Annotated in this window: 23 protein-coding genes; all 23 read left to right on the forward strand. The window is 60.2% G+C overall.

The window, feature by feature from the left end:
• Positions 1-100 precede the first annotated feature (100 nt).
• Positions 101-2950 (forward strand): [protein-PII] uridylyltransferase, encoded by a 2850-nt coding sequence (locus WNZ14_RS05520; protein ID WP_342867588.1) that lies wholly within the window; start codon positions 101-103, stop codon positions 2948-2950.
• Between the two features lie 7 nt (positions 2951-2957).
• A complete protein-coding gene (gene murJ, locus WNZ14_RS05525) occupies positions 2958-4523 on the forward strand; it encodes a murein biosynthesis integral membrane protein MurJ (protein ID WP_342867589.1) in 1566 nt (521 codons plus the stop codon).
• 113 nt (positions 4524-4636) lie between these two features.
• Positions 4637-5701 (forward strand): tryptophan--tRNA ligase, encoded by a 1065-nt coding sequence (gene trpS, locus WNZ14_RS05530; protein WP_342867590.1) that lies wholly within the window; start codon positions 4637-4639, stop codon positions 5699-5701.
• A gap of 116 nt (positions 5702-5817) precedes the next feature.
• A complete protein-coding gene (locus tag WNZ14_RS05535; RefSeq protein WP_342867591.1) occupies positions 5818-6309 on the forward strand; it encodes a universal stress protein in 492 nt (163 codons plus the stop codon).
• 126 nt (positions 6310-6435) lie between these two features.
• On the forward strand, positions 6436-6999 hold the full coding sequence (locus tag WNZ14_RS05540; protein ID WP_342867592.1) for a NifU family protein: 564 nt from the start codon (positions 6436-6438) through the stop codon (positions 6997-6999).
• 96 nt (positions 7000-7095) lie between these two features.
• Complete coding sequence (gene tsaB, locus WNZ14_RS05545) at positions 7096-7779, forward strand: tRNA (adenosine(37)-N6)-threonylcarbamoyltransferase complex dimerization subunit type 1 TsaB (protein WP_342867593.1); 684 nt, start codon at positions 7096-7098, stop codon at positions 7777-7779.
• Positions 7779-8270, forward strand: a complete 492-nt coding sequence (locus WNZ14_RS05550; protein WP_342867594.1) for a GNAT family N-acetyltransferase — start codon at positions 7779-7781, stop codon at positions 8268-8270. The genes tsaB and WNZ14_RS05550 overlap by 1 nt, the downstream gene beginning before the upstream one ends.
• A gap of 66 nt (positions 8271-8336) precedes the next feature.
• Entirely contained in the window at positions 8337-8762 is a 426-nt protein-coding gene (locus WNZ14_RS05555) for a Fur family transcriptional regulator (RefSeq protein WP_342867595.1), read from the forward strand.
• Between the two features lie 48 nt (positions 8763-8810).
• On the forward strand, positions 8811-9608 hold the full coding sequence (locus WNZ14_RS05560; protein ID WP_342867596.1) for a lysophospholipid acyltransferase family protein: 798 nt from the start codon (positions 8811-8813) through the stop codon (positions 9606-9608).
• Positions 9609-9650: 42 nt separating this feature from the next.
• On the forward strand, positions 9651-11060 hold the full coding sequence (gene miaB / locus WNZ14_RS05565) for a tRNA (N6-isopentenyl adenosine(37)-C2)-methylthiotransferase MiaB (RefSeq protein WP_342867597.1): 1410 nt from the start codon (positions 9651-9653) through the stop codon (positions 11058-11060).
• Positions 11061-11075: 15 nt separating this feature from the next.
• Positions 11076-12137 carry a PhoH family protein gene (locus tag WNZ14_RS05570; RefSeq protein WP_342867598.1) on the forward strand — a complete coding sequence of 354 codons (1062 nt, stop codon included), beginning with the start codon at positions 11076-11078 and terminating at the stop codon, positions 12135-12137.
• Positions 12134-12649, forward strand: a complete 516-nt coding sequence (gene ybeY / locus WNZ14_RS05575) for an rRNA maturation RNase YbeY (protein ID WP_342867599.1) — start codon at positions 12134-12136, stop codon at positions 12647-12649. The genes WNZ14_RS05570 and ybeY overlap by 4 nt, the downstream gene beginning before the upstream one ends.
• Before the next feature lie 13 nt (positions 12650-12662).
• The gene (locus WNZ14_RS05580; protein ID WP_342867600.1) at positions 12663-13805 is read left to right on the forward strand and encodes a hemolysin family protein; all 1143 of its coding nucleotides are present in this window, start codon (positions 12663-12665) and stop codon (positions 13803-13805) included.
• Between the two features lie 197 nt (positions 13806-14002).
• The gene (lnt, locus tag WNZ14_RS05585) at positions 14003-15598 is read left to right on the forward strand and encodes an apolipoprotein N-acyltransferase (protein ID WP_342867601.1); all 1596 of its coding nucleotides are present in this window, start codon (positions 14003-14005) and stop codon (positions 15596-15598) included.
• Between the two features lie 151 nt (positions 15599-15749).
• Positions 15750-16169 (forward strand): helix-turn-helix domain-containing protein, encoded by a 420-nt coding sequence (locus WNZ14_RS05590; RefSeq protein WP_342867602.1) that lies wholly within the window; start codon positions 15750-15752, stop codon positions 16167-16169.
• Between the two features lie 208 nt (positions 16170-16377).
• Entirely contained in the window at positions 16378-17619 is a 1242-nt protein-coding gene (gene metK / locus WNZ14_RS05595; RefSeq protein ID WP_342867603.1) for a methionine adenosyltransferase, read from the forward strand.
• 28 nt (positions 17620-17647) lie between these two features.
• Entirely contained in the window at positions 17648-18352 is a 705-nt protein-coding gene (gene trmB / locus WNZ14_RS05600; RefSeq protein ID WP_342867604.1) for a tRNA (guanosine(46)-N7)-methyltransferase TrmB, read from the forward strand.
• Between the two features lie 288 nt (positions 18353-18640).
• Positions 18641-19270 (forward strand): ribosome maturation factor RimP, encoded by a 630-nt coding sequence (gene rimP, locus WNZ14_RS05605; protein WP_342867605.1) that lies wholly within the window; start codon positions 18641-18643, stop codon positions 19268-19270.
• A gap of 113 nt (positions 19271-19383) precedes the next feature.
• Positions 19384-20997 carry a transcription termination factor NusA gene (gene nusA, locus WNZ14_RS05610; protein ID WP_342867606.1) on the forward strand — a complete coding sequence of 538 codons (1614 nt, stop codon included), beginning with the start codon at positions 19384-19386 and terminating at the stop codon, positions 20995-20997.
• A gap of 38 nt (positions 20998-21035) precedes the next feature.
• The gene (locus tag WNZ14_RS05615; protein WP_342868517.1) at positions 21036-21650 is read left to right on the forward strand and encodes an RNA-binding protein; all 615 of its coding nucleotides are present in this window, start codon (positions 21036-21038) and stop codon (positions 21648-21650) included.
• A 93-nt stretch (positions 21651-21743) separates the two neighbouring features.
• Positions 21744-24428 carry a translation initiation factor IF-2 gene (gene infB / locus WNZ14_RS05620; RefSeq protein WP_342867607.1) on the forward strand — a complete coding sequence of 895 codons (2685 nt, stop codon included), beginning with the start codon at positions 21744-21746 and terminating at the stop codon, positions 24426-24428.
• 90 nt (positions 24429-24518) lie between these two features.
• Positions 24519-24965 carry a 30S ribosome-binding factor RbfA gene (gene rbfA / locus WNZ14_RS05625; RefSeq protein ID WP_342867608.1) on the forward strand — a complete coding sequence of 149 codons (447 nt, stop codon included), beginning with the start codon at positions 24519-24521 and terminating at the stop codon, positions 24963-24965.
• Position 24966: 1 nt separating this feature from the next.
• Positions 24967-25902 (forward strand): tRNA pseudouridine(55) synthase TruB, encoded by a 936-nt coding sequence (gene truB / locus WNZ14_RS05630; protein ID WP_342867609.1) that lies wholly within the window; start codon positions 24967-24969, stop codon positions 25900-25902.
• Positions 25903-25906: the final 4 nt, after the last annotated feature.

Here is a 25906-nt window from a genome sequence, read left to right on the forward strand (position 1 = left end):
GCGGGGCGCGCTCGGACTGTCGTTTCCACGCGAAACAGGGTATAGCAGCCGCGGCTTGGCGAGTTGAGCCAGAACACCGACCACGACCAGGATTCTATTCATGCTGAAAGCTGCCGAAGACAACCTCGATCTCAATCAGATTGTCGATCCGGCAGAACTTCGCAAGGCACTCAACGCCATTGCCGCAAAACATGGTGGCGCCAGCACGGAAGCCCGCATGGCGGTGCTCGCTGAGGTCAAGCGTGTCAATGCCGAAGGCCGCGAGACAGCGCGCACAATGCTGTTCGAGGATGGTGGCGGCACAGCTTGTGCCCGGCGGATCTGCCATTTGCAGGATGTCATCACCTCGGCGCTCTATGACTATGCCAGCGTGCATGTCTACCGGGTCGAGAACCCGTCGAAATCCGAACGCATGACCGTGACAGCGGTCGGCGGATATGGCCGAGGCACCCTGGCGCCGGGCTCCGACATCGATCTGTTGTTCGTTCTGCCCTACAAGAACACGCCCTGGACCGAGCAGGTCGTCGAGTGGATCCTCTATATCCTCTGGGACATGGGCCTGAAGGTTGGCCATGCCACCCGGAATGTCGACGAATGCATCCGCCTGTCACGCTCGGACATGACCATCCGTACCGCTATTCTCGAGGCCCGCTTTCTGTGCGGCGAACGCGAACTTTTCAAGGATCTGGGCCACCGTTTTGACAATGAAGTGGTCGAAGGCACGGGACCTGAATTCATTGCCGCCAAACTCGCCGAGCGCGACGAACGTCACCGCAAGGCCGGCGATACGCGCTATCTGGTCGAACCCAATGTCAAGGAAGGCAAGGGGGGGTTGCGTGACCTCAACACGTTGTTCTGGATCTCTAAGTATTTCTACCACATCCGCGACACAGATGAGCTGGTAGGCTTGGGAGTCCTGTCGCGCCGGGAGTTCAATCTTTTCGTCAAGGCTGAGGATTTTCTCTGGGCAGTGCGCTGTCACATGCATTTTCTCACCGGCAAATCGGAAGAGCGGCTGTCCTTCGATATCCAGCGCGACATCGCCTCGGGTCTGGGCTACCAGGATCACCCCGGTCTCTCTGCGGTCGAGCGCTTCATGAAGCACTATTTTCTTGTCGCCAAGGATGTCGGCGACCTGACCCGTATCTTCTGCGCCGGCCTTGAGGACCAGCAGGCCAAGCAGGCGCCCGGGCTCACCGGGGTCATCACCCGCTTTGCCAGCCGCCCCCGAAAGATTCCCGGCACACTCGACTTCATCGAAGACAAGGGCCGCATCAACCTGGCCGATGCGGACGTCTTCAAGCGCGATCCGGTCAACATCATACGCCTGTTCTATATCGCCGATATCCGCGGGCTGGAATTTCATCCCGATGCGCTCAAGCGCGTCACCCGTTCATTGCGACTGATCAATGCCGAGCTGCGCGAGAACGAGGAAGCCAACCGGCTGTTCCTGTCGATCCTGACCCTGAAGCGGCAGACGGCGATCATTCTCAGGCGCATGAACGAATCTGGCGTCCTGGGCCGGTTCATTCCCGAGTTCGGCAAGATTGTCGCGATGATGCAGTTCAACATGTACCATCACTACACAGTCGACGAGCATCTGATCCGCACCGTCTCGGTACTGTCGGGCATCGACAATGGTGAGGAAACGCGCGAGCATCCGCTGGCCTGCAAGCTCATGCCCAGCATTGAGGAGCGCGAGGCGTTGTATGTCGCCGTGTTCCTGCACGACATCGCCAAGGGCCGGCCGGAAGATCATTCGACAGCTGGTGCCAAGGTGGCGCGCAAGCTCTGTCCGCGCCTTGGTCTGTCGCCCAAGCAGACCGAGCTTGTGGCCTGGTTGATCGAGGAACACCTGACCATGTCACTGGTGTCTCAGACCCGCGATCTCAATGACCGCAAGACGATCATCGATTTCGCCGAAAAGGTTCGCACACTGGAACGCTTGAAAATGCTGTTGATCCTGTCGGTGTGCGACATCCGCGCCGTAGGGCCGGGGGTCTGGAATGGCTGGAAGGGCCAGCTGCTGCGCACGCTCTATTACGAGACCGAACTGATGCTCTCGGGCGGGTTCTCGGAAGTGTCGCGCAAGGAGCGGACGGCGCATGCACGCCTCGCCCTTGGCGAAGCCCTGTCAGACTGGAGCCAGAAGGACCGCAAGGCCTATGTCAAGCTGCACTACGAGCCCTATCTGCTGGCGGTGCCGATCGAAGAGCAGATAAGGCACGCCGAATTTATCCGCGAGACCGACAAGGCCAAGAAGCCGCTTGCCACCATGGTCCGCACCCATGCGTTTCACGCCATCACCGAAATCACGCTGCTGTCACCGGACCATCCGCGCCTGCTCTCGATCGTCACGGGCGCCTGTGCAGCTGCCGGCGCCAACATCGCCGATGCCCAGGTTTTCACCACTTCCGACGGGCGCGCGCTCGATACCATCCTGATCAACCGCGAACTGCCCGATGATGCAGATGAAATCAGGCGCGGTGTTTCCATCGGCCGGATGATCGAGGATGTGCTGGCAGGCAAGGCCGACATTCCCGAAGTCATCGCCCGCAAGACCCGCGGCAAGTCCAAGAAGCGTCCCTTCGTTGTCAAACCGCAGGTGACAATCTCGAATACATTGTCCAACAAGTTCACGGTGATCGAGGTCGAGTGCCTTGATCGCACCGGTCTCTTGTCGGAGATCGCCTCTGTGCTTTCGGATCTGTCGCTCGATATCGGTTCAGCCCACATCACCACATTTGGCGAAAAAGTCGTCGATACCTTCTACGTTCGCGATCTGGTTGGAATGAAGATCACCAATGAGAACCGCCAGATGAACATTGCGTCGCGGCTCAAGGCAGTGCTGGCCAAGGAAGAGGACGAGGTGCGAGACAAGATGCCTCCGGGAATGATCGCGCCGCATGGCACGACCCGGCGTTCCAAGACCCCGGCATCACAGGGCTGACCCCGGCATGAGCCTGATCGGAAAATTTGCAAGCGTCGGCGGCGCCACCATGGCAAGCCGCGTTCTCGGTTTCGTCCGCGAAGCGATGATCGCCGCGTTTCTTGGCGCCGGGCCCGTGGCCGATGCGTTCTATGCAGCCTTCCGCTTTCCCAACCTGTTTCGCAGGCTGTTTGCCGAAGGCGCATTCAATGCGGCTTTCGTGCCGCTGTTTGCCAAGGAGATCGAAGGCGGCGGGCAGGTGGCGGCGAAGAAATTCGCCGAGCAGGTTCTCTCGGTCCTGATCCTGTCGCTGTTCGCGCTCAGTGCCCTGGCGATGATCTTCATGCCCTTTCTGGTCGGCACCATCATCGCGCCCAAGTTTGCGTCCGATCCGGAGAAGTTTGATCTGACCGTGCTGCTCGCACGCATCATGTTTCCCTATCTCGCCGCCATGAGCCTGGTGGCGATGATGGCGGGCATCCTCAATTCGCTGAGGCGCTATTTCCTTGCAGCCCTTGCGCCCATCCTGCTCAACGTGGTTCTGGTTGCAGGCCTTGTCGCGGCTGGCTATCTCAGCCTGTCAGCGCCCGAAGTCGGCAAGGTTCTGGGCTGGTCAGTTACCATATCGGGCATATTGCAGCTGGGTCTGCTTGTCTGGGCGCTGAAGCGCGAGGGGTTTGGCCTTGGTTTCGTGCGGCCCAGACTGACGCCCGCCGTCAAGCGCTTGCTGTGGCTCGCCTTGCCTGCAGCAGTGACCGGCGGCATCACCCAGATCAACCTGCTGGTCGGCCAGATCATCGCCTCGGCCCAGGACGGCGCAATTGCCATCATCAACTACGCCGACCGCCTCAACCAGCTGCCGCTCGGGGTGATCGGGATTGCTATCGGCGTCGTGCTGCTGCCCGAACTGTCCCGCGCGCTGAAGGCCGGCGACATGAAGGAAGCGCAGCACCTGCAGAACCGCAGCCTCGAATTCGGCATGGCGATCACCGTGCCTGCGGCTTTCGGGCTGGCGCTGCTGCCGGAACCGATCATTGCCCTGGTGTTTGAACGCGGCGCGTTCACCCGTGAAACGACGATTGTCACATCCCAGGTTCTGGCGGCTTTCTCGATTGGCCTGCCGGCATTCGTGCTCACCAAGATCTTCACCCCGGTGTTCTATGCCCGCGAAGACATGCGCACCCCGTTGCTGGCCTCGGCGGTATCGGTTGTGGTCAATATCGGCGGAAGCCTCATTCTGTTCCCGCGGATGGGCGTGATGGGGCTTGCGATCGCCACCAGTCTGGCGGGCTGGCTTTCGGCGCTCTATCTCGGTCAGCGGCTTCTGGCGCGCGAACTGTTCCGGCCGGCAGCCATCACGGTGAGGCGAATCCTGCTCGTTGTTGCTGGCGCGGCTCTGATGGGCGCGCTGCTGTGGTGGGTTGAGGCAACCTTCCCGCATCTTCTGCTCGACGCTTCGCTGCTCGTCCGTCTTGGATCAGTGCTCCTGACGGTGGCCGCGGGTGCAGTTGTCTATTTCGGCTTCGCATTTACGACCGGAGCGCTCGACAAGCGTGAATTTGCCCGACTGCTCAAGCGCCGCAAAAAGGTCTGAGGTCACGCCACCCTGCTTGATAGGCCCTTGACCTCAAACCGCTGCAGCCGCATAACCCCGCCCGATTTCAACGAGGTATCCGGGCCCTCCACAAGCCCGGCGGGGAGTACACCATGTCCGCCACTTTCAAGCCGCTCGTCTTCTCCGGCGTCCAGCCGACCGGCAATCTGCATCTGGGCAACTATCTTGGCGCGATCCGCAAGTTTGTTGCGCTTCAGGAGCAGCATGACTGCATCTTCTGCGTGGTCGACATGCACTCGATTACCGCCCAGCTCGTCCATGAGGACCTGAAGGGCCAGACCCGGTCGATTGCCGCAGCCTTCATCGCTTCGGGCATTGATCCGGTCAAACACATCGTCTTCAACCAGTCCGCCGTTTCCGGTCATGCCGAGCTTGCCTGGATCTTCAACTGTGTCGCGCGCATCGGCTGGATGAACCGCATGACCCAGTTCAAGGACAAGGCCGGCAAGGACCGCGAGAACGCATCGCTGGGACTGCTCGCCTATCCGAGCCTGATGGCCGCAGACATTCTGCTCTACCGCGCCACCCATGTGCCGGTCGGCGACGACCAGAAGCAGCATCTCGAACTCGCCCGTGATATCGCCCAGAAATTCAACATCGATTTTTCCGATCGCATCCGCGCGGCCGGTCTCGGCATCGAAATGATGGTTGGCGAGGAAAAGGTCTCCGGCTTCTTCCCGATGACAGAACCCCTTATCGAGGGCCCGGCGCCGCGCGTCATGAGCCTGCGTGACGGCTCGAAGAAGATGTCGAAATCAGACCCGTCCGATCTCTCCCGCATCAATCTCGATGACGATGCCGACACCATCGCCAAGAAGATCCGCAAGGCCAAGACAGATCCGGCCCCCTTGCCCGAAACACTTGAGGAGCTTGAAGGCCGTCCCGAAGCGCAAAACCTGCTCGGCATCTATGCCGCGCTCAGCGACCGTACCCGCAAGGATGTGCTTGAAGAATATGCCGGCCAGCAGTTCTCGGTGTTCAAGCCGGCGCTGGTCGATCTGGCAGTCACCGTGCTGGCGCCCATCACCACCGAGATGAAGCGTCTGATGGCTGATCCCGCGCATATCGACGCGATCCTCAAGGATGGCAGCACACGCGCCAATGTGATTGCTGAAAAGACCATGAAGGATGTTCGCGAGATCATCGGCTTCGTCTAGGAACTGACCGCAGGCCAGGACGTGCCTCGGTGTGAAACCGCCTGGGCATGAAGCGCCTGCGCGAGTCTCAAAAACGCACTTGCGGGACAGCCCGCTCTGATGGCATTGTCCCGCCCATGGTATCAAGAAGACGTTCACGTGAGGCTGGCCACCGGCGCAAGTTCCTCGCAGTCATCGACGACACGCCCGAGTGCGAGCGCGCCATGCGTTACGCAGGCATGCGTGCCTACAATTCCGGCGGCGGTCTGGTGCTGGTCTATGTGATCGAGCCGGGCGACTTCCAGCACTGGCTCGGCGTCGAGGAAATCATGCGCGCCGAAGCGATGGAAGAAGCCGAATCGACGCTGGCCAAGGCCAGTGAGAAAATGCGGCAGATCATCGGAATCGATCCCGAAGTGGTGATCCGCCAGGGCAAAACCACCGATGAGATCCACGCCGTCATCGAGGAAGATCAGGATATCGCCATTCTGGTTCTCGCTGCAGGCTCCGCCAAGGATGGCCCCGGACCGCTGGTGGCATCCATCGCCGGACGAGGCGCCGCCTTCCCGATTCCGGTCACGGTCATCCCCGACGCCTTGTCCGATGACGAGATCGATGCACTGAGCTGAGCCAAATCCGAGCCACATGCGCCCTTGATTGCCCACAAGCGCCCTTGATTGAGAAGCCCGCGAGGCTTATCTTGTTTTGAAGAATTCTAAACTGGCCGGTCAACGCACCAGGCAGGGAGACCGAAGATGTTTATCCAGACCGAATCAACCCCCAATCCCGCGACCCTGAAATTCCTTCCCGGCAAAGTCGTGATGAACCAGGGCACCGCCGATTACCGCACCGTAGAGGAAGCAGGCCCGGCTTCGCCGCTCGCTGCCAAGCTGTTCGGCATTCCAGGCGTCACCGGTGTGTTTTTCGGCTATGACTTCATCACCATCACCAAGGATGGCCCGGAATGGCAGCATCTCAAGCCAGCCGTGCTCGGCACCATCATGGAGCATTTCATGTCCGGCGCGCCGATCATGGCCATGGGAAGTGACAGCGTTCCCGCGTCCGATGAAGAGTTTTTTGAAGAGGGCGACGAAACCATTGTCGCCACCATCAAGGAACTGCTCGAAAGCCGGGTTCGTCCTGCCGTTGCCCAGGATGGCGGCGACATCACCTTCCGCGGTTTTCGCGACGGCAAGGTGTTCCTGCACATGAAGGGCGCCTGCGCAGGTTGCCCGTCTTCGACAGCGACGCTCAAGCACGGCATTCAGAACCTGCTCAAGCATTTCGTGCCGGAAGTGCGTGAAGTCGAAGCCGTCTGACGCGATCAGCCTTTACCGCGCCAGCCCCTGTGCCTATTAACATCGGTAAAACGATGCCATGCGCTGTTGCATGGCCTGTTCCAACGGATGTGCCCGGTGCTGACGCTCGCGATTGATTGTTCCGCAAGGTTTTGTTCTGCAGCCCTCTTCAACGAGAGTGAGGGCCGCATCCTTGCCGCCGCCAGTCCGGACATCGGACGCGGCCATGCCGAACAGTTGCCGGCAGTTCTGCAATCGGTCCTTACAGAAGCGGGCGTGGACCTGTCCCAGGTCACGCGCATCGCTATAACCATCGGGCCAGGCTCTTTTGCCGGCATCCGCGTCGGTGTCGCCTTTGCCCGTGGTCTGGCACTTTCGCTGGGTGTACCTGTCGTCGGGGTCGGTTCGCTCGAAGCAATCGCCATTCCCGCTGCGCGCCAGAACGGAAAAGCCACCATGGCGGTGCTCGACGCCAAGCGCGATCACGTCTGGGCGATCCTTGTCGATGCCGACGGCGCGCTCATCGAGCCTGCCTGCGAACTGTCGCCAGAGGCAGCCGCTGCATTGGCCATGGACAGCGGCTGCGCCATCACCGGCAGCGGTGCGGCACTCTTGGCAGGCATCAATCCGGCCTTGGCATCCTCTGTTCTGGACGATCTTGTCGCCCCAAAGATCGAGGACGTTGCCCGCCTTGCCACAACTCTTGATCCTGTCTCAAACCCTGCAGAGCCGCGTTACCTTCGCGATGCAGACGCCAAGCCGCAGGCTGGCTTTGTGCTCCCGCACGAGGTCGTGACCTGATGGTTTTCAACCTGTTTTCGCGGCAGCCCGAGTGCCTGGTTCTCGCAATCGAGATGGCAGATGCACGGACCGCGTCCCGCATTCATGGCGAGGCCTTTGCCCGCGCCTGGGGCGATGGCGAGTTTGAAAGCCTGATTTCCCAGCAATCCGTGTTTGGCTATCTGGCCTGCCCGGAAGGCCGCGCACGTGACGCTGCGGCTGGCTTTGTGCTGTGTCGGGAAGCCGCAGGGGAAGCCGAAATCCTCTCGATCGGCATTTCGCCAAAGCAGCGCCGCACCGGATTGGGTTGGCGACTGATGCGGACCGCTATTCTTGAAGCCAGGCGCCGCGGTGCCGAGGAAATGTTTCTCGAAGTCGACGAGACCAATGCCGCAGCCGTCCAGATGTACCGTAAACTCAACTTTGTTCAGGTCGGAGAACGGCGCGCCTATTATGTCCGGGACGGGGCTCCAAGCACGACGGCGCTTGTCATGCGCCGCGATCTTCGCTAGTCCGCAATGGACCGTCGGCTACGGTGTCGTCGGCATATCCTCTCCACATAACCGGCGTGGCAGGCGATGGACGAGCAGAAATCCCTTGAAGACAGGTGCGCCGAGCGTGGCATGCGCATGACCGAGCAACGCCGGATCATTGCCCGTGTGCTTGATGGCGCCCATGATCATCCCGATGTCGAGGAACTGCACCGCCGCGCCGTGGTGGTTGATCCGCGCATTTCCATGTCCACCGTCTACCGCACGGTCAAACTGTTCGAGGATATCGGCATCATCGAGCGCCATGATTTTCGCGATGGCCGCTCGCGCTATGAGACGGTGCCCGAAGAGCATCATGATCACCTCATCGATCTGCGCACCGGCCAGGTGATCGAATTTCATTCGCCCGAGATCGAGGCGCTGCAGGAGCGCATTGCCCGCGAACATGGTTTCAGGCTGGTCGATCACCGGCTGGAACTCTACGGAATTCCGATCAAGACCGACAAGAAATAGAGGTCTGATGCAGGTCTTTGCCCGCCGTTCAGCCCTGCCGGCTCTGTCATGATCGCAGCCCTGCGTATCGTTTTCGTTTTTGCGGGCTTTCTTCTGCTGACACTGGCGCTGCTGCCGGTGCAGCTGATCGCGCTTGGCCTCGGGCATTCGGTGATGCAGCGGTTGCCGCGTTGGTGGCACCAAATGATGTGCCGGATCATAGGGCTCAGAGTGCGTGTCAACGGGCGGATCTCATCAGAGCGGCCACTGCTGCTGGTCGCCAATCACGTTTCCTGGAAGGATATTCTGGTTCTCGGATCGGTTGCCGATGTCGTTTTCATTGCCAAATCCGAAGTTCGCGGCTGGCCGGTGCTTGGCTGGCTGGCGCGGTTGCAGCGAACGATCTTTGTCGAGCGCGAAGAGCGCCGCAAGACCGGTATGCAGGCCTCCGAAGTGTCGAGCAGGCTTCTGTCAGGCGAAGTGGTGGTGCTTTTCGCCGAAGGCACCACATCGGATGGCAACCGGGTGATGCCGTTCAATTCATCGCTGTTCGGGGCTGCCAGCGCGGCCTTGCCGCTGGCGCCGGAAGGAAAGGTCCATATCCAGCCGCTCTCGATCGCCTATACTGGCATTCACGGCATGCCGATGGGGCGCTATCACCGGCCGGTTGCCGGCTGGCCCGGAGACGTGGCGCTGGGGCCGCATCTGTTGCGCGTCATCCGCGACGGCGCGCTCGATGTCGACGTGGTTTTCAGCGATGCTATCCCGTTTGATGCAAGCTCCGACCGCAAGAAGACGGCCCGTCTTGTCGAGGTCCGTGTGCGGGAGGGATTGAATGCCGCGCTTCGTGGCAAACTCAATCGCTGAGCAGCCATTTTCAAGCCGTGTTTTTACCGCTAAAAGCCCCCCATGACACAAGCGATCCTTACACCTGAAGCTGGCCTCGAGCCCACGACTGGCGCGCAAACCGGCGGCCAATCCAAAAAGGTCTTCGTCAAGACCTACGGTTGCCAGATGAACGTCTACGATAGCGAACGCATGGGCGATGCGCTGGCGCGCGATGGCTATGAGACGGTCGATACCGTCGAAGCTGCCGACCTGATCCTCATCAACACCTGCCATATCCGCGAGAAGGCCGCCGAAAAGGTCTATTCGCAGCTTGGACGTCTGGCCAAGCTCAAGAAGCAGCGCAATGCCGATGGCGGCGATCTGATGGTCGCAGTCGCCGGCTGTGTCGCCCAGGCCGAGGGCAAGGAAATTATCCGCCGCGCTCCGGTGGTCAATGTCGTCATCGGGCCGCAGACCTATCACCGTCTGCCCGAGGCTCTGGCCAGAGCCCGTCAGGGTGAAAGCGTCGTGGAGACCGAATTCCCCACTGAAGACAAGTTTGACGGTTTGCCGAACGCACCGGAAAAGGCGATCCGTGGTCGCGGTGTCGCGGCCTTTCTCACTGTTCAGGAAGGCTGCGACAAGTTCTGTACCTTCTGCGTGGTGCCCTATACGCGTGGCGCAGAGGTCTCCCGCCCGGTGGACCGGATCATCAGCGAGGCCGAACGGCTGGCCAGCGCCGGCGTACGCGAAGTCACGCTTCTGGGTCAGAACGTCAATGCCTGGCACGGCAAGGGCGCCGACGACCGCGAATGGGGACTGGGCGAACTTGTGCGTCGGTTGGCGACGATCGAGGGCATCGACCGCATTCGCTACACCACCAGCCATCCGCGCGACATGGATGATGCGCTGATTGACGCCCATCGCGATTTGCCCGAACTCATGCCCTATCTGCATCTTCCGGTTCAGTCGGGCTCAGATCGGATCCTCAAGGCGATGAACCGCCGGCATACGGCTGCGGATTACGTCAAGCTTGTGGAGCGCATCCGTGCCGCGCGTCCCGATATTGCGCTGTCGGGCGACTTCATCGTCGGCTTCCCCGGAGAGACCGATCAGGATTTCGAAGACACCATGCAGTTGATCCGCGAGGTCAATTACGCCGCTGCGTTTTCCTTCAAATACTCGATCCGTCCGGGCACGCCAGGCGCTGACATGGACGATCAGGTCGACGAAGCGGTCAAGACCGAGCGGCTCTTGCGTCTGCAGGATCTCATCAGTCAGCAGACCCGGGCTTTCGGCCGGGAATGTGTCGGAAAGACCGTGGATTTGCTGTTGGAGAAGCAGGGGCGCAACACTGACCAACTGATTGGCCGGTCTCCCTGGCTGCAGCCGGTAATAGTTGATGCAAAGCTGGGGGAAATCGGTGACATTATCAGGGTGCGAATCACGCAACCCGGCACGACCGGTCTTTTCGCGGAACTTGCGGAGTGACAGTCCTGTGCAACTATGGAGCCAGATCGTTTGACAGTTGAGCACCTGTCCCAGACAGAAGCTGCGACGCCCGCATCGGGCGCGTCTGACGCGACCCACCTCGCGCTGACCTTTGAAAACAACCGTCTCGCCAGTGAGCTTTTTGGCCAATTCGACCAGAATCTGGCGCTTCTAGAGAAAAAATTGAACATTGACGCCCGGGCTCGTGGCAACACGGTCACGCTGCGTGGCGAGGAAATCGCCACCAATCAGGCGCGCCGGGCGCTGGATTATCTCTATGACCGCTTGCTCAAGGGCGCCAGCGTCGAGAGTTCCGATGTCGAGGGCGCGATCCGCATGGCCTTGGCCGCGGACGATCAGCTCGTGCTGCCAACACTTGAACGCAAGGGCAAGATGACGCTCGCGCAAATCTCGACCCGCAAGAAAACCGTCATCGCCCGGACCCCGACCCAGGACGCCTATATGCGCGCCATGGAACGCTCCGAGATGGTGTTCGGCGTCGGTCCTGCGGGGACCGGCAAGACCTATCTGGCGGTTGCCCACGCGGCTCAGCTGCTCGAACGCGGTTCGGTCGAACGCATCATCCTGTCGCGCCCTGCGGTGGAAGCGGGCGAACGACTGGGCTTCCTGCCTGGCGATATGAAGGAAAAGGTCGATCCTTATCTGCGGCCTCTTTACGATGCGCTTTATGACATGATGCCGGGCGAAAAGGTCGAACGTGCCATCACGGCTGGCGTCATCGAGATCGCGCCGCTGGCCTTCATGCGCGGCCGAACTCTGGCCAATGCCGCCGTGATCCTTGATGAAGCTCAAAACACCACGCAGATGCAGATGAAGATGTTTCTCACCCGTCTTGGCGAGAACTCACGCATGATCATCACTGGTGACCCGAGCCAGGTCGACCTGCCGCGCGGCGTTACCTCCGGCCTTGTCGAGGCCCTTTCAATTCTTGAGGGTGTTGATGGGGTCGTCACCTGTCGCTTCCGCAGCGCCGACGTGGTGCGCCATCCATTGGTGCAGCGCATTGTCGAAGCCTATGAAAAGCGAATTTACCCCAAGGCCGACGGAGACGCATGAGCAGCCATCCGGCGATCAGCCTGGCGCTAGCCGTCGAAGCCGGAGAATGGGGCGATGTCGAGGCAACCGAGGCTTTGGCAGAGACCGCACTCGATGCTGCCGTGCGCGATCTGTCGGAGCTGGAGGCCCAGCCCTTTCCTGAAGAACCGCCGGAAGTGTCTCTTGTTCTGGCCGATGATTCGATGATGGCAGATATCAACAGCCAATGGCGCAATCAGCCCAAGCCGACCAATGTCTTGTCATTTCCGGCCTTCCCGCTGGTGCCGGGCGGGCGGCCGGGGCCCATGCTCGGTGACATCATTCTGGCCCGCGAGACAATCGAGCGCGAAGCTGTTGAGCTGGGCAAGCCGGTTGATGAGCACATCAGCCACCTGATCGTGCATGGATTTTTGCATCTTTTCGGCTACGATCACATTGAAAACAACGATGCCGAGAAAATGGAAGCGATCGAGACTCGCATTTTGACCTCGCTTGGCCTATCTGACCCTTACGGCGATACAGAGCCGGTTTGACATTGAAGAGACGATGACAGAGAGCAATGCCCCGGCAACGACCGGAGACGCGCAAAGCGCTTCGAGCGCTACGACTACCGAAGAAGCCCCCAGTTACCTTCCCGTGCCTGTGCGCGGGGCAGATGCGGACGTGCATCAGGACGAACGCGGGGGAATGGGCCTGTGGCAGCGCCTCGTGCGTGCCTTGTTCCCGCCCTCGGACCGTGAATCCATCCGTGAGGATCTCAACGATGCCTTGCAGTCCGGCGGTGACCTGCATGAAGCGTTCTCCGCGGATGAGCGCGCCATGCTGCATAATATCCTTCGCCTGCGCGAGGTTCGGGTCGAAGATCTGATGATACCGCGCGCCGATGTCGAGGCCGTGGACCAGACAACGTCGCTTGGCCGCCTGCTCGAGATATTCGAGGAATCGGGCCGCTCGCGCATGCCGGTCTATTCGGAAAATCTCGATGACCCGCGCGGAATGATCCATATCCGGGATCTTCTGGCATGGATCACCAAGCAGGCGCGGACCAAGCGCAAATCTACAGCCAAAAGCGCGGCATCCCTTCAAAAGCTCAATTCGCTCAACGCGTTGGAGCTTTCCCGGGTTGATCTGAGCAAGACGCTTCTGGAATCGGGCATCACCCGCAAGGTGCTGTTTGTCCCGGCCTCCATGCTGGCGTCAGATCTGATGCAGCGCATGCAGGCAAACCGTATCCAGATGGCCCTGGTCATCGATGAATATGGCGGCACGGACGGCCTAGTCTCGCTGGAAGATATTGTCGAAATGGTGGTCGGCGACATTGCCGACGAGCATGACGACGAAGAAGAAACGCTCATCAGCAAGGTCGGTGAAGACGTCTGGGTTGTCGACGCCAAGGCCGAGCTGGAAGATCTGGCCGATGAAATCGGCGCCGATTTTGATATTCGCGAACAAAGCGAGGAAGTCGACACCATCGGCGGGCTGATCTTCTCCGAACTCGGCCGTGTGCCGGCTCGTGGTGAAGTGGTTCAGGCTTTGCCCGGTTTCGAGTTTCATGTGATGGATGCCGACCCGCGCCGCGTCAAGCGTGTCCGAATCATCAGAAAGCGCCAGGTTCCGCGCCGTCGTCTGACCCGTGGCGAAGCGGCCCCCAAGAAAAACACTGATCCCGGTGACGCAAGCGCCGCATGAGGCCTTGCGGTTTCCCTTCCGCTAAATTCTCCGTTTCCGCCAGACCGGCGACTGCTCGCACGAGTGGCAGTCGCCCTAAAAAAGCAGAGGGCAACGACGGACATTGCCGCGGTTTTTTGAAAGTATACGGCAACTGATTCGCTCGACCGAAATGTATCGGACGAGACGGGTCGTTTTTTGCTGGGAGTAAACCGGATTTGGAACGGATCGCTGAATCCATCATGCTGAGCTGGGGCGTCAAGCGCATCCTTCTGGCTTTTGCTGCCGGCGCACTGTCTGTTCTGGCCTTGCCACCATTCAATTTCTTTGCCGTTCTTTTTGTCTCCTTTCCGATTCTGGTCTGGCTTCTTGATGGCGCCAGCGGATCTGCTGAGCGGGGCTTGCTCGGACGTATGCGACCGGCATTTACAACCGGCTGGTGGTTTGGCTTTGGCTACTTCGTGGCAGGCCTCTGGTGGTTGGGCAATGCGCTGCTGGTCGATGCCAATGGCTTTGCCTGGGCGCTGCCGCTTGCGGTGCTCGGTCTGCCTGCGGTGCTTGCCCTGTTTTACGGTGTCGCCACGTCTGTCGCCTGGCTGTTGTGGTCTGACGGAATCGGGCGCATCGCAGCCCTTGGTGCGGCATTCGGGCTGGTCGAGTGGGTGCGCAGTTTCGTTCTGACCGGATTTCCCTGGAACGCCATCGGCTATGCGGCCATGCCCGCGCCGCTGATGATGCAGTCCGCCGAAGTTGTCGGCATATTCGGCATGTCGGCCTTGACAGTCTTCGTGTTTTCGGCTCCGGCCCTGGTCGGCACAAAGCGTGGCGCGGTCGCTGGCATCCTCGCTGCGCTAGTGCTTTTTTCCGCCCATGTTGGTTATGGCTGGTTTGTGCTGCACCGTCTTGATACCACCGATCAAGTCTCGTCCGGGGCGACCGTGCGGATTGTGCAGCCTGCTGTCGATCAATCTGCCAAGTGGGATATGGCCGAGCGCGAGCGAATATTCTCACGACTGCTTGAGTTCAGCGCCTTGCCGCCACGCGAAGGCGAATCGCGCCCCACTTATGTCGTCTGGCCGGAGACCGCGCTGCCGTTTCTGTTGACCGAAAATCCCGGCGCACTGTCACGCATCGCCGACATGCTGCAGGTCGGGCAGACCTTGATCACCGGTGCAGTTCGGTTCGAGGACGGAGTTGGAGGTGTGCCACAGCGCTACTACAACACCATCTATGTCATTGACGATGAAGGGCAGATCATTGGCTCCGCCGACAAGTCGCATCTGGTTCCCTTCGGCGAATATCTTCCGTTCGAGGCCTTGTTGCGACGGTTTGGTCTGACGCCGGTAGCCGAAACATTTGGCGGTTTCTCTGCTGCCGATCGCCGCGGAATGCTGACTTTGCCCGGCGGCCTGGATGCCATTCCGCTGATTTGCTACGAGGCTATTTTCCCGGACCTGTCGAGCGTGCCAGAGGGCAGGGGAGCCCTGCTGCTCAATCTTACCAATGATGCATGGTATGGTATCACCCCTGGCCCTTACCAGCATTTGCGCCAGGCTCAGTTGCGGGCCGTTGAGACGCGCCTGCCTCTTGTCCGCGCAGCCAACAGTGGCATATCAGCAGTCGTTGATGCTGGCGGTCGGATAGTCGCCAGCCTGCCGCTTGGCGAAGCGGGCGTCTTTGATGTTGAATTGCCCCGGCGGTCCGACCAGTTTTTGCTTATAAGAATTCGGCAATTTAACTTTGGATTGATAATCGTCATAATGGTGGTGATGGCGCTGGTTGCTCGTAAAAGTAAAAATCAACGGTTTGATTGACGCAAAACCCCCAAAATAGCATAGTTGTTTTCGTCAACCCATTTCCCGTTTTGGTCACGGACTAGCTGACCGAGTGCTTTCGGTTTTTCTGAGCTGCAATCAAGACGGGATAAATCAACCATAGAGCCGAGGCTCTTGTCAGGACGAAAGCATGATTGAAAACAAGAAAAAGCCCAATCCGATCGACATCCATGTCGGCAGCCGGATCCGTCTTCGGCGGACCATGCTGGGTATGAGCCAGGAGAAGCTCGGCGAAGCGTTAGGCATCACCTTCCAGCAGATCCAGAAATACGAAAAGGGCACGAACCGCGTTGGTGCCAGCCGCCTTCAGAACATCTCGACCATTCTGAACGTGCCGGTCAGCTTCTTTTTCGAAGATGCACCGGGTGATCCAGCGACGGCCCAGCCGGGCATGGCTGAGGCCAACAGCTCCAACTACGTGGTCGACTTCCTGTCCTCGTCAGAAGGTCTGCAGCTCAACCGCGCCTTTATCAAGATCCCTGACCCCAAGGTCCGGCGCAAGCTGGTGGATTTGGTCAAGTCGCTCGCATCCGAGCCGGAATCAGACTGACCGCTTATCAAGTGCGACAGCGCCGCGTTCTGTACTCGTCGAGTGCGGACGCGGCGCTTTCGTGTCGGCTGGTCCGTGGGGCAATGCCGGATGCAGGGTGGGGTTTGCCATCTAATCATATCAAGATATATTTATGTCATTCTGACCTTGTCAGAGTTGTGTGTTGCTACTAAACAGTCTGCAACACTTCAATCTGATGGAGCCCGCTATGGAGCGCTCGACTTTCCTTTTTACCAGTGAATCCGTGTCCGAAGGCCACCCTGACAAGGTGTGCGACCGAATTTCGGATGAAATCGTCGATCTGGTCTATCGCGAGGCGAAGAAAACCGGTGTCGATCCGTGGAGCGTGCGCGTTGCTTGCGAAACGCTCGCGACCACCAACCGTGTCGTGATTGCCGGTGAGGTCCGAGTGCCCCCGTCACTGATCAAGAAAGACAAGGCGGGTAACGACGTCATCAATCCTGCCAAGTTCAAGTCCGCCGCCCGCAAGGCGATTCGCGAGATCGGCTACGAGCAGAACGGCTTTCACTGGAAGACCGCCAAGATTGACGTCCTGCTGCATTTCCAGTCGGCCCATATCGCGCAGGGCGTTGATAACGCGTCCGACCAGCAGGGCTCGGAAGGCGCAGGCGACCAGGGCATCATGTTTGGTTACGCCTGCAACGAGACGCCGGAACTGATGCCGGCGCCGATCTACTACAGCCACAAGATCCTCGAACTGCTCGCCGTTGCCCGCCACAAGGGCGAAGGCGAACCCGGCAAGCTCGGTCCTGATGCAAAAAGCCAGGTCACTGTGCGCTATGTCGATGGCAAGCCATCTGAAGTAGCCTCCATCGTGCTGTCCACCCAGCATCTCGACGGAAGCTGGGATTCGGCCAAGGTTCGCAAGGTCGTTGAACCCTACATCCGCGAAGCGCTCGAAGGTCTGCCGATTGCCGCTGATTGCAAATGGTACATCAACCCGACCGGCAAATTCGAAATCGGCGGTCCCGATGGTGATGCCGGTCTGACCGGCCGCAAGATCATCGTTGACACCTATGGCGGCGCAGCGCCCCATGGCGGCGGCGCGTTCTCCGGCAAGGACACCACCAAGGTCGACCGTTCTGCAGCCTATGCTGCGCGCTATCTTGCCAAGAACGCGGTTGCAGCCGGTTTCGCCGATCGCTGCACCATTCAGCTGGCCTACGCCATTGGCGTGGCGCAGCCGCTGTCGATCAACGTCAATTTCCATGACACCGGCAAGATCTCGGAAGCGGCCCTTGAAGAAGCGCTGCCAAAGGTGATGGATCTGACGCCGCGCGGTATCCGCACCCATCTCGATCTCAACAAGCCGATCTATGCTCGCACTGCAGCCTATGGCCATTTTGGCCGCAAGGCTGGCCGCGATGGATCGTTCTCCTGGGAGAAGCTTGATCTGGTCAAGCCGCTCAAGGAAGCTCTCAAGGGCTGAAGCATACCGTCAGGTTGGGGCGCAAGAAATGACCAGCCCGCAAAGGCGAAGCCGGGCGACCGAAGCATTTTACGGTCGCCGCAGGGGCAAGACACTCAAGGCTCCGCAGGCGGAGGCGCTCTCAGCGCTTCTGCCTGTTCTAAAGCTTGACTTGTCTTCGCCTCCGCCCAGCCTGTTCTCTGAGCTTTGGCCCAATCCGGTTTCGGCAACGCGACTGGAAATCGGGTTCGGCGGAGGCGAACATTTGCTCCACAGGGCCCAGGAGAATCCCGGGACCGGCTTCATTGGGGTCGAACCCTTCGTCAATTCCATGGCCAAGATGCTTGCGGGCCTGGAAAGCGAAGGGCTCGAGAACATCCGTCTCTATGACGACGATGCGACGCGCGTGCTTGATTGGTTGCCGGATGCCAGCCTCGACCGCATTGATCTGCTCTATCCAGATCCGTGGCCCAAGAAAAAGCACTGGAAGCGCCGATTCGTCTCCCGGCTCAATCTTGACCGCTTTGCCCGTGTGCTAAAGCCTGGCGGCCGGTTTGGTTTTGCCTCTGACATCGACACCTACATCAACTGGACGCTCGCCCACATCGCGGCGCATCCGGAGTTCGAGTGGACCGCACGCACCGCCAGTGACTGGCGCGAGCCTTGGGAAGGCTGGCCCGGCACCCGTTATGAGGCCAAGGCGATACGTGAAGGTCGCACCCCCTGCTATCTGGAATTTGAGCGCCTGGGCTAAGTGTATGCCGCACGCGACGGTGGTTCGCGGGACTGAATGCGGGAATACCCTTGCCGAAACTGTATTATGGGTTTATATACCTTTCAAATTCTTGATCGTTATGAACAAGGGTGGGCCCGCGAGGACCCGCTCTTTTTTGTTGCCAGACGATCAGCTGAACCATTGCAGCGCGCGTCATGTCGGAGATGATGCTCAAAGGGCGCTGTAGCACTTTCAATGTGCTGCATGATCTGGTCCCTGAATCGATTTGGATTTATGGGCGCATGCAGTAGCCAGGACACGGTCCCGATGACAGATGATGCCGCAATGCCCATTGAAGAGAGGCTGGTCACCGAGACTGGCGTTGACGCGCGCGTTGCTGAAATTATCGAGCCGGTCATCCAGTCTCTGGATATGCGTCTGGTTCGGGTTCGCTCGTCAGGCCAGAACGGTTTGACAGTGCAGATCATGGCCGAGCGCAATGATGGCACCATGAGCGTCGAGGATTGCGAAGCAATATCCCGCGCTATCTCGCCGGTGCTTGATGTCGAAGATCCGGTAGAAAAGGCCTACCATCTGGAAATCTCGTCACCGGGTATTGATCGTCCTCTGGTGCGCAAGTCCGACTTCGTGCGCTGGGAAGGCCATCTCGCCCGTTGCGACGCCTCGGTTCTGATCAACAACCGCAAGCGGTTTCGCGGCTACATCCGCGATGTCACCGAGACCGGTTTCTCGGTAGAGCGCGACCAGCCTGCCTACGGCGAAGAGAATATCGCGGTGATCCCGTTTTCAGCGCTTGCTGAAGCCAAGCTGGTGCTGACCGATGAGCTGATCCGCGAATCACTGCGCGCCGACAAGGCCGCAAAGTCTGCCGAGGCGGAAAATGAGAACGCGACCGGTGATATCCCGGAAGCCCCGGAAGCAGGCGATCCTGCCTGAGAGCCTTTGAGACGAATTTGAGAACACCCTCCGGGGTGCCTTTGATCCGGTCCGTTTGATGGACCCAAACCAGAGCAGGGCCGCAAGCCGCGGCCCGACATATGGAGACAGACATGGCAGTCAGTGCAAACAGGCTTGAGCTTCTTCAGATCGCCGATGCGGTCGCTCGCGAGAAGTCCATTGACCGCGAGATCGTTATCGCCGCCATGGCGGACGCGATCCAGAAAGCCGCACGCTCGCGCTACGGGTCGGAATCCAACATCCGCGCCGACATCAACGCCAAAACCGGCGAAATCCGCCTCCAGCGTCTGCTGGAAGTCGTAGATCACGCCGAAGACTATTCATTGCAGATCCCGCTGGCCCTGGCCCGCGATCGCAACCCCGATGCCCAGCTTGGTGATTTTATTGCCGATCCGCTGCCGCCGATGGATTTTGGCCGCATCGCCGCCCAGTCTGCCAAGCAGGTGATCGTGCAGAAGGTTCGCGAAGCCGAACGCGACCGCCAGTTCGACGAATTCAAGGATCGCATCGGTGAGATCGTCAACGGCACCGTCAAGCGTGTTGAATACGGCAATGTCATCGTCGATCTTGGCCGTGGTGAAGGCATCATCCGCCGCGACGAGACCATCCCGCGCGAAGCTTTCCGTTACGGTGACCGCGTCCGCGCCTATGTTTACGATGTGCGCCGCGAGCAACGTGGCCCGCAGATTTTCCTTTCGCGCACCCATCCGCAGTTCATGGTCAAGCTGTTCACGATGGAAGTGCCGGAAATCTACGACGGCATCATCGAGATCCGCTCGGTTGCGCGTGATCCGGGCAGCCGCGCCAAGATCGCCGTGATTTCCAATGACTCCTCGATCGACCCTGTCGGCGCTTGCGTTGGTATGCGCGGTAGCCGTGTGCAGGCTGTTGTTGGCGAATTGCAGGGTGAGAAGATCGACATCATCCCGTGGTCGCCGTCGCCGGCAAGCTTCATCGTCAATGCGTTGCAGCCGGCCGAAGTGTCCAAGGTTGTGCTTGATGAAGACGCAGAGCGTATCGAGGTCGTCGTGCCTGACGAGCAGCTCTCACTGGCAATTGGCCGTCGTGGCCAGAACGTCCGCCTGGCTTCACAGCTGACCGGATGGGATATCGACATCCTCACCGAGGAAGAAGAAAGCCAGCGTCGTCAGAAGGAATTCAACGAACGCACCGCGCTGTTCATGGAAGCCCTTGATGTTGACGAAATGGTCGGCCAGGTGCTTGCCTCGGAAGGCTTCAGCCAGGTCGAGGAAGTGGCTTACGTCGAGATCGGTGAAATCACTGCAATCGAGGGCTTTGACGAAGAAACAGCCAACGAGCTTCAGACCCGCGCCCGCGAATATCTCGACAAGCTCGAAGCCGAGCTTGACGCCAAGCGCAAGGAGCTGGGTGTTGAAGACGAGTTGCGTTCCATTCCCGGCATCACCACATCAATGATGGTTGCGCTCGGTGGCGACGGCATCAAGACCATCGAAGACTTCGCCGGTTGCGCCGTTGACGATCTGACCGGCTGGTCCGAGCGTAAGGATGGCGAAACCAAGCGGTTTGACGGCCTGTTCACAGGCATCGAGATCACCCGCGTCGAAGCCGAACAGATGATCCTGCAGGCGCGCCTCGCTGTCGGCTGGATCACCGAAGACGAACTGGTCGTCGAGGAAGACGAAGAAGGTGACGTTGAAGTGGAAGCGGGCGGCGAGGAGGCCTGAGGCCTGCCGGACCCGGAGGCTCTGCGGTGAAGGTCAGGATCGAACCCGTGAACGACCGGATGTGCATAGTGACCAGGGAGCGTGGCCAGCCGGATGACTTGATCCGGTTTGTTGCCGGACCTGATGGGGCCGTTGTGCCGGACTTGCGTCACGCCCTTCCGGGGCGTGGCTGCTGGGTCACAGCGGAGCGGTCGGTGGTTGATCTGGCGGTCAAGCGAAAGCTTTTCGGCCGGGCGCTGAAAATGGAGGTAACGGCAGACCCCGATTTGGGGGCTGTTGTCGACAGGCTGCTTTGCGACAGCTTCTTTGGTATGATGAACATGGCGCGAAAATCGGGCCAGTTTATCACCGGATCTGGTAAGGTGGATGATGGCATCCGCTCAGGCGCCGCAGTGGCGCTGATGCATGCGACGGATGCTGCTGACGATGGCGTACGCAAGTTGCGCCAGGCAAATACGGCGCGAGCCATGGGAGTTACAGAGGCGGAGATACCCGTCTTTCGGCTGTTTTCAGCCGATGAATTAGCGCTTGCCATGGGCGATGGCGCTTTTATCCATGCCGCCGCGCTTGCAGGGCAGGCCGGTGAGGGTGTAGTGAAGCGCGCAAAGATGCTTGCGCGCTACAGGAACGGTCCCGATGCGGGGCCGGGCTGAAAACGGGCTAAGGGGTTCGAAACCCCTGATGCGATCGATCAAGAAGCCGGCGCGCACAGGCGCGATGCGGTTTCCCGCGGAAACGGATACGGAATGAGCGACAGCAACGACGACAAGACAATCAGTGTACCCGGCAAGAAGACCTTCTCGCTGAAGCGTCCCTCTGTTGAGCAGGGGATGGTTCGCCAGGAGATGGGCCGAGGCCGTACCAAGGCGGTGGTGGTGGAGACGCGCAAGCGCCGCATCAACCGTCCGGAAGACGAAAAGCCGGTTCCCCCGGTAACCCTCAAGCCACGTCCGGCACCGGTAGCTGAAAAGCCTGCCGAGCCAACTCCGGCGCCGGCAGCTCCAAAGGCTGCGCCAAGTGCGCCGGCGCCAGCCGCGGTTTCAAAACCGGCTCCGGCAGCCCCGGCGGCGCCGCAACGCGCGCCTGCACCGAAGCCTGCGCCACGTGGTGCGGTCCTCAATCAGCTTTCCGCAAGCGAAGTCGAGGCACGTCGCCGCGCCTTGCAGGACAGTCGTGTCCGCGATGAGGAAGATCGCAAGCGCGCCGAGGAAGAAGCTGTCGTCAAGGCCGAGGAAGATGCCCGCCGCGCAGTCGAGGAGGCCGAGGCCGCCCGCCTGCAGGTGATTGAAGACGCCCGTCTTGCAAAGGAAGCCGAAGCTGAAGCGCTCGTAGCCCAGGAAGCGGCTGCCAACGCACCGGCTGAAGCCGTGCCGCCTACACCCGAGGAAGCTCCTCGCGGACGCCGCCGCGACAATGTGGAAGAAGAAGCGCCTTCCCGCACGGGTGCCGTGGCTCGTCCCGGTGGTCCGGCACGTCCAGGTGCGAAGGTTGTTCGCCCTGAAACACCCAAGCCGACCCGTCCGAAGGCTGAGGAAGATCGCCGTCGTGGCAAGCTGACCCTGACTGCCGCTCTCAATGACGACGGAAACTCGCGTGGTCGCTCGTTGTCGGCCATGCGTCGCCGTCAGGAAAAGATGCGCCGCTCGATGACGCAGGAACCACGCGAAAAGGTTATGCGCGAAGTGCAGCTGCCCGAGACCATCACAATTCAGGAACTTTCACAGCGTATGGCCGAACGGTCGGTCGATGTGATCAAGTACCTGATGAAGGAAGGCCAGATGATGAAGCCTGGCGACATCATCGATGCCGACTTGGCCGAAATCATCGCCGGCGAATTCGGACACACTGTCCGCCGCGTATCGGAATCCGATGTCGAGCTGGGCATTTTCAATGTCGAGGATCAGGGCGGCGATACAGTATCGCGACCTCCGGTGGTCACCATCATGGGCCACGTCGACCACGGCAAGACCTCGCTGCTTGACGCCATTCGCGACGCAAACGTCGTCTCGGGTGAAGCCGGTGGTATCACCCAGCACATCGGGGCCTACCAGGTCGAGAAGAATGGTCAGCTGATCACCTTCATCGATACCCCGGGTCACGCCGCCTTTACCGCGATGCGTGCCCGTGGCGCACAGGCAACCGATATCGCCATTCTGGTGGTCGCAGCTGATGACGCCGTCATGCCGCAGACGATTGAATCGATCAATCACGCCAAGGCGGCCGGTGTTCCGATCATTGTTGCGATCAACAAGATCGACAAGCCCTCTGCCGATGCGCAGAAGGTCCGGACCGACCTGCTGCAGCATGAAGTGTTCGTTGAAAGCATGGGCGGTGAGGTTCTCGACGTCGAGGTCTCGGCGACCAAGAAGCTCAATCTCGACAAGCTGCTCGATGCCATTCTGCTGCAGGCCGAATTGCTCGATCTCAAGGCCAATCCTGATCGCACCGCCGAAGGCGTGGTGATCGAAGCCAAGCTTGATCGCGGTCGCGGTTCGGTTGCAACCGTGCTGGTTCAGACCGGTACCCTCAAGCCAGGCGAGATCCTCGTGGCAGGCGATCAGTGGGGCCGTGTACGCGCCCTGGTCAATGACCGTGGCGAACAGGTCAAGGAAGCCGGTCCGGCATTCCCGGTCGAAATCCTCGGCCTTCAGGGCACGCCTCAGGCGGGTGACCGCTTTGCTGTGGTGGAGAATGAAGCCAGGGCTCGCGAAATCGCCGAATATCGTCAGCGGCTTTCGCGCGACAAGGCGGCTGCTCGTCAGAGCGGCTCGCGTGGTTCGCTCGAGCAGATGATGACCCAGCTTCAGGACACCGGCAGCAAGGAATTCCCGCTGCTCGTCAAGGGCGACGTGCAGGGCTCCATCGAAGCCATCGCCGGTGCCATCGAAAAGCTTGGGACCGACGAAGTCCGGGCCCGGGTCATCCACTCGGGTGCAGGCGCCATTACAGAATCCGATATCTCGCTGGCCGAAGCTTCGGGCGCCGCGATCATTGGCTTCAACGTCCGCGCCAACAAGCAGGCGCGCGATGCGGCTGAACGCGATGGCGTCGAGATCCGCTACTACAACATCATCTACGATCTGGTGGATGACGTTAAGGCAGCGATGTCGGGCATGCTGTCGCCGGAACGTCGCGAGACCTTCATCGGTAATGCCGAGATCCTCGAGGTGTTCAACATCACCAAGGTCGGCAAGGTCGCCGGTTGCCGCGTCACCGAAGGCAAGGTCGAACGTGGTTCGGGCGTCCGCCTGATCCGCGACAACGTTGTCATCCATGAAGGCAAGCTCAAGACATTGAAGCGCTTCAAGGACGAAGTCTCCGAGGTCAATGGCGGCCAGGAATGTGGCATGGCCTTCGAGAACTACGAAGACATGCGCGCAGGCGACGTTATCGAGTGCTTCCGCGTCGAGCACGTCACACGCACGCTCTGATTGGATAAAGACCCGGCGCTTAAGGCGCCGGGCTGCCATCCATCTTGCGCTGCCTCGGGCTGTTGAGCCCGCAATTTCGGTTGGAACTCCATGCCCAAGTCATCTTCCTCGGCCCCTTCCCAGCGCATGCTGCGCGTAGGCGAACAGGTCCGGGCAGCCATCACACAGGTCTTGCAACGCGGCGATATCCGCGACCCGATCCTGTCCAACACCCTGATTTCGGTGACTGAAGTGCGCATGTCGCCGGATCTCACGGTGGCAACCGCCTATGTTACGCCACTGGGTGTCGAGGATCACACGGAAACAATCGCGGCGCTGAACAAGAACGCCCGCTTCATTCGCGGCCGGATTTCGCCGGATCTGCGCCAGATGCGCAACATCCCGGAACTTCGCTTCCGCGATGATACCAGCTTCGAGAATTACTCCAAGATTGATGCGCTCCTGCGCTCGCCCGAAGTCGCCCGCGATCTCGACCATGCTGATGACGCGGACGAGCCGGTCGAAAGCCCTGATTCCGAAGGCGAAGGGAAAGCCTGAGATGGGTCGTCGTGGCAAGAATAAGGGCCGCCCGATTTCGGGCTGGCTGGTTCTCGACAAGCCGTGGGATTTTGGCTCCACCGAGGCTGTTTCCAAGATCAAATGGTTGTTCAAGGCCGAGAAGGCCGGCCACGCAGGCACCCTAGATCCGCTGGCGTCGGGCATCCTGCCAATCGCGCTTGGCGATGCCACCAAGACAGTTCCCTATGTCATGGACGGCCGCAAGATCTATGAATTTACCGTCGCCTGGGGCCAAGAGCGCAACACCGACGATCTCGAGGGCGAAGTCACGTCGAGCTCCGACACGCGTCCCGACAAGGCCGCAATCGAGGCCATTCTTCCTCAATACACCGGCGTGATCGAACAGGTGCCGCCTGCGTTTTCGGCCGTCAAGATCGCCGGCGAACGGGCCTACGACATGGCGCGCGATGGCGAGGTGGTGGAAATTCCGGCTCGCGAAGTCGAGATCCACCGGATCACGCTGGCAGGCTGCCCGGATGCCGACCATGCGGTGTTTGAAGTCGAATGCGGCAAGGGCACCTATGTCCGGGCGCTCGCGCGTGATTTCGGTCGGCAGCTCGGATGTTACGGCCATATCTCTCAACTGCGCCGTACCATGGTCGCACCGTTCCCCGAAGATGCCATGGTGCCGCTTGCCGAGCTGATTGCGCTTGAAGAGATCGAGGACGACGCCGAACGCCTGGCGCAGCTCGATGCCTTCCTGATGCCTGCGGGCGAAGCTCTTGGCATGCTCCCGCGTATTGATGTCAGTGAAGATCAGGCCCACCGTATCCGCATGGGAAATCCGATCATCCTCAGGGGCCGTGATGCCCCTGTCGCCACCGATGATGCCTGCGCCTTCGTCCGCGGCGCGCTGCTGTCTATCGGCGAAGTCGCAGACGGCGAGTTCCGCCCACGCCGGGTGTTCAAGGCCTGATCTG

The sequence above is a fragment of the Hoeflea sp. AS60 genome (assembly GCF_038900115.1).
Taxonomy (GTDB): Bacteria; Pseudomonadota; Alphaproteobacteria; order Rhizobiales; family Rhizobiaceae; genus Hoeflea.

Excerpts from the sequence above, each read along its gene's own strand:
- trmB (WP_342867604.1), top strand. The coding sequence starts at position 17,648 with ATGACCAGCCCGCAAAGGCGAAGCCGGGCGACCGAAGCATTTTACGGT.
- WNZ14_RS05550 (WP_342867594.1), top strand. The coding sequence starts at position 7,779 with ATGGTTTTCAACCTGTTTTCGCGGCAGCCCGAGTGCCTGGTTCTCGCA.
- rbfA (WP_342867608.1), top strand. The coding sequence starts at position 24,519 with ATGCCCAAGTCATCTTCCTCGGCCCCTTCCCAGCGCATGCTGCGCGTA.
- WNZ14_RS05540 (WP_342867592.1), top strand. The coding sequence starts at position 6,436 with ATGTTTATCCAGACCGAATCAACCCCCAATCCCGCGACCCTGAAATTC.
- metK (WP_342867603.1), top strand. The coding sequence starts at position 16,378 with ATGGAGCGCTCGACTTTCCTTTTTACCAGTGAATCCGTGTCCGAAGGC.
- truB (WP_342867609.1), top strand. The coding sequence starts at position 24,967 with ATGGGTCGTCGTGGCAAGAATAAGGGCCGCCCGATTTCGGGCTGGCTG.
- WNZ14_RS05590 (WP_342867602.1), top strand. The coding sequence starts at position 15,750 with ATGATTGAAAACAAGAAAAAGCCCAATCCGATCGACATCCATGTCGGC.
- miaB (WP_342867597.1), top strand. The coding sequence starts at position 9,651 with ATGACACAAGCGATCCTTACACCTGAAGCTGGCCTCGAGCCCACGACT.
- WNZ14_RS05560 (WP_342867596.1), top strand. The coding sequence starts at position 8,811 with ATGATCGCAGCCCTGCGTATCGTTTTCGTTTTTGCGGGCTTTCTTCTG.
- WNZ14_RS05580 (WP_342867600.1), top strand. The coding sequence starts at position 12,663 with ATGACAGAGAGCAATGCCCCGGCAACGACCGGAGACGCGCAAAGCGCT.
- murJ (WP_342867589.1), top strand. The coding sequence starts at position 2,958 with ATGAGCCTGATCGGAAAATTTGCAAGCGTCGGCGGCGCCACCATGGCA.
- WNZ14_RS05555 (WP_342867595.1), top strand. The coding sequence starts at position 8,337 with ATGGACGAGCAGAAATCCCTTGAAGACAGGTGCGCCGAGCGTGGCATG.
- infB (WP_342867607.1), top strand. The coding sequence starts at position 21,744 with ATGAGCGACAGCAACGACGACAAGACAATCAGTGTACCCGGCAAGAAG.
- WNZ14_RS05520 (WP_342867588.1), top strand. The coding sequence starts at position 101 with ATGCTGAAAGCTGCCGAAGACAACCTCGATCTCAATCAGATTGTCGAT.
- trpS (WP_342867590.1), top strand. The coding sequence starts at position 4,637 with ATGTCCGCCACTTTCAAGCCGCTCGTCTTCTCCGGCGTCCAGCCGACC.
- WNZ14_RS05570 (WP_342867598.1), top strand. The coding sequence starts at position 11,076 with ATGGAGCCAGATCGTTTGACAGTTGAGCACCTGTCCCAGACAGAAGCT.
- rimP (WP_342867605.1), top strand. The coding sequence starts at position 18,641 with ATGACAGATGATGCCGCAATGCCCATTGAAGAGAGGCTGGTCACCGAG.
- nusA (WP_342867606.1), top strand. The coding sequence starts at position 19,384 with ATGGCAGTCAGTGCAAACAGGCTTGAGCTTCTTCAGATCGCCGATGCG.
- ybeY (WP_342867599.1), top strand. The coding sequence starts at position 12,134 with ATGAGCAGCCATCCGGCGATCAGCCTGGCGCTAGCCGTCGAAGCCGGA.
- WNZ14_RS05535 (WP_342867591.1), top strand. The coding sequence starts at position 5,818 with ATGGTATCAAGAAGACGTTCACGTGAGGCTGGCCACCGGCGCAAGTTC.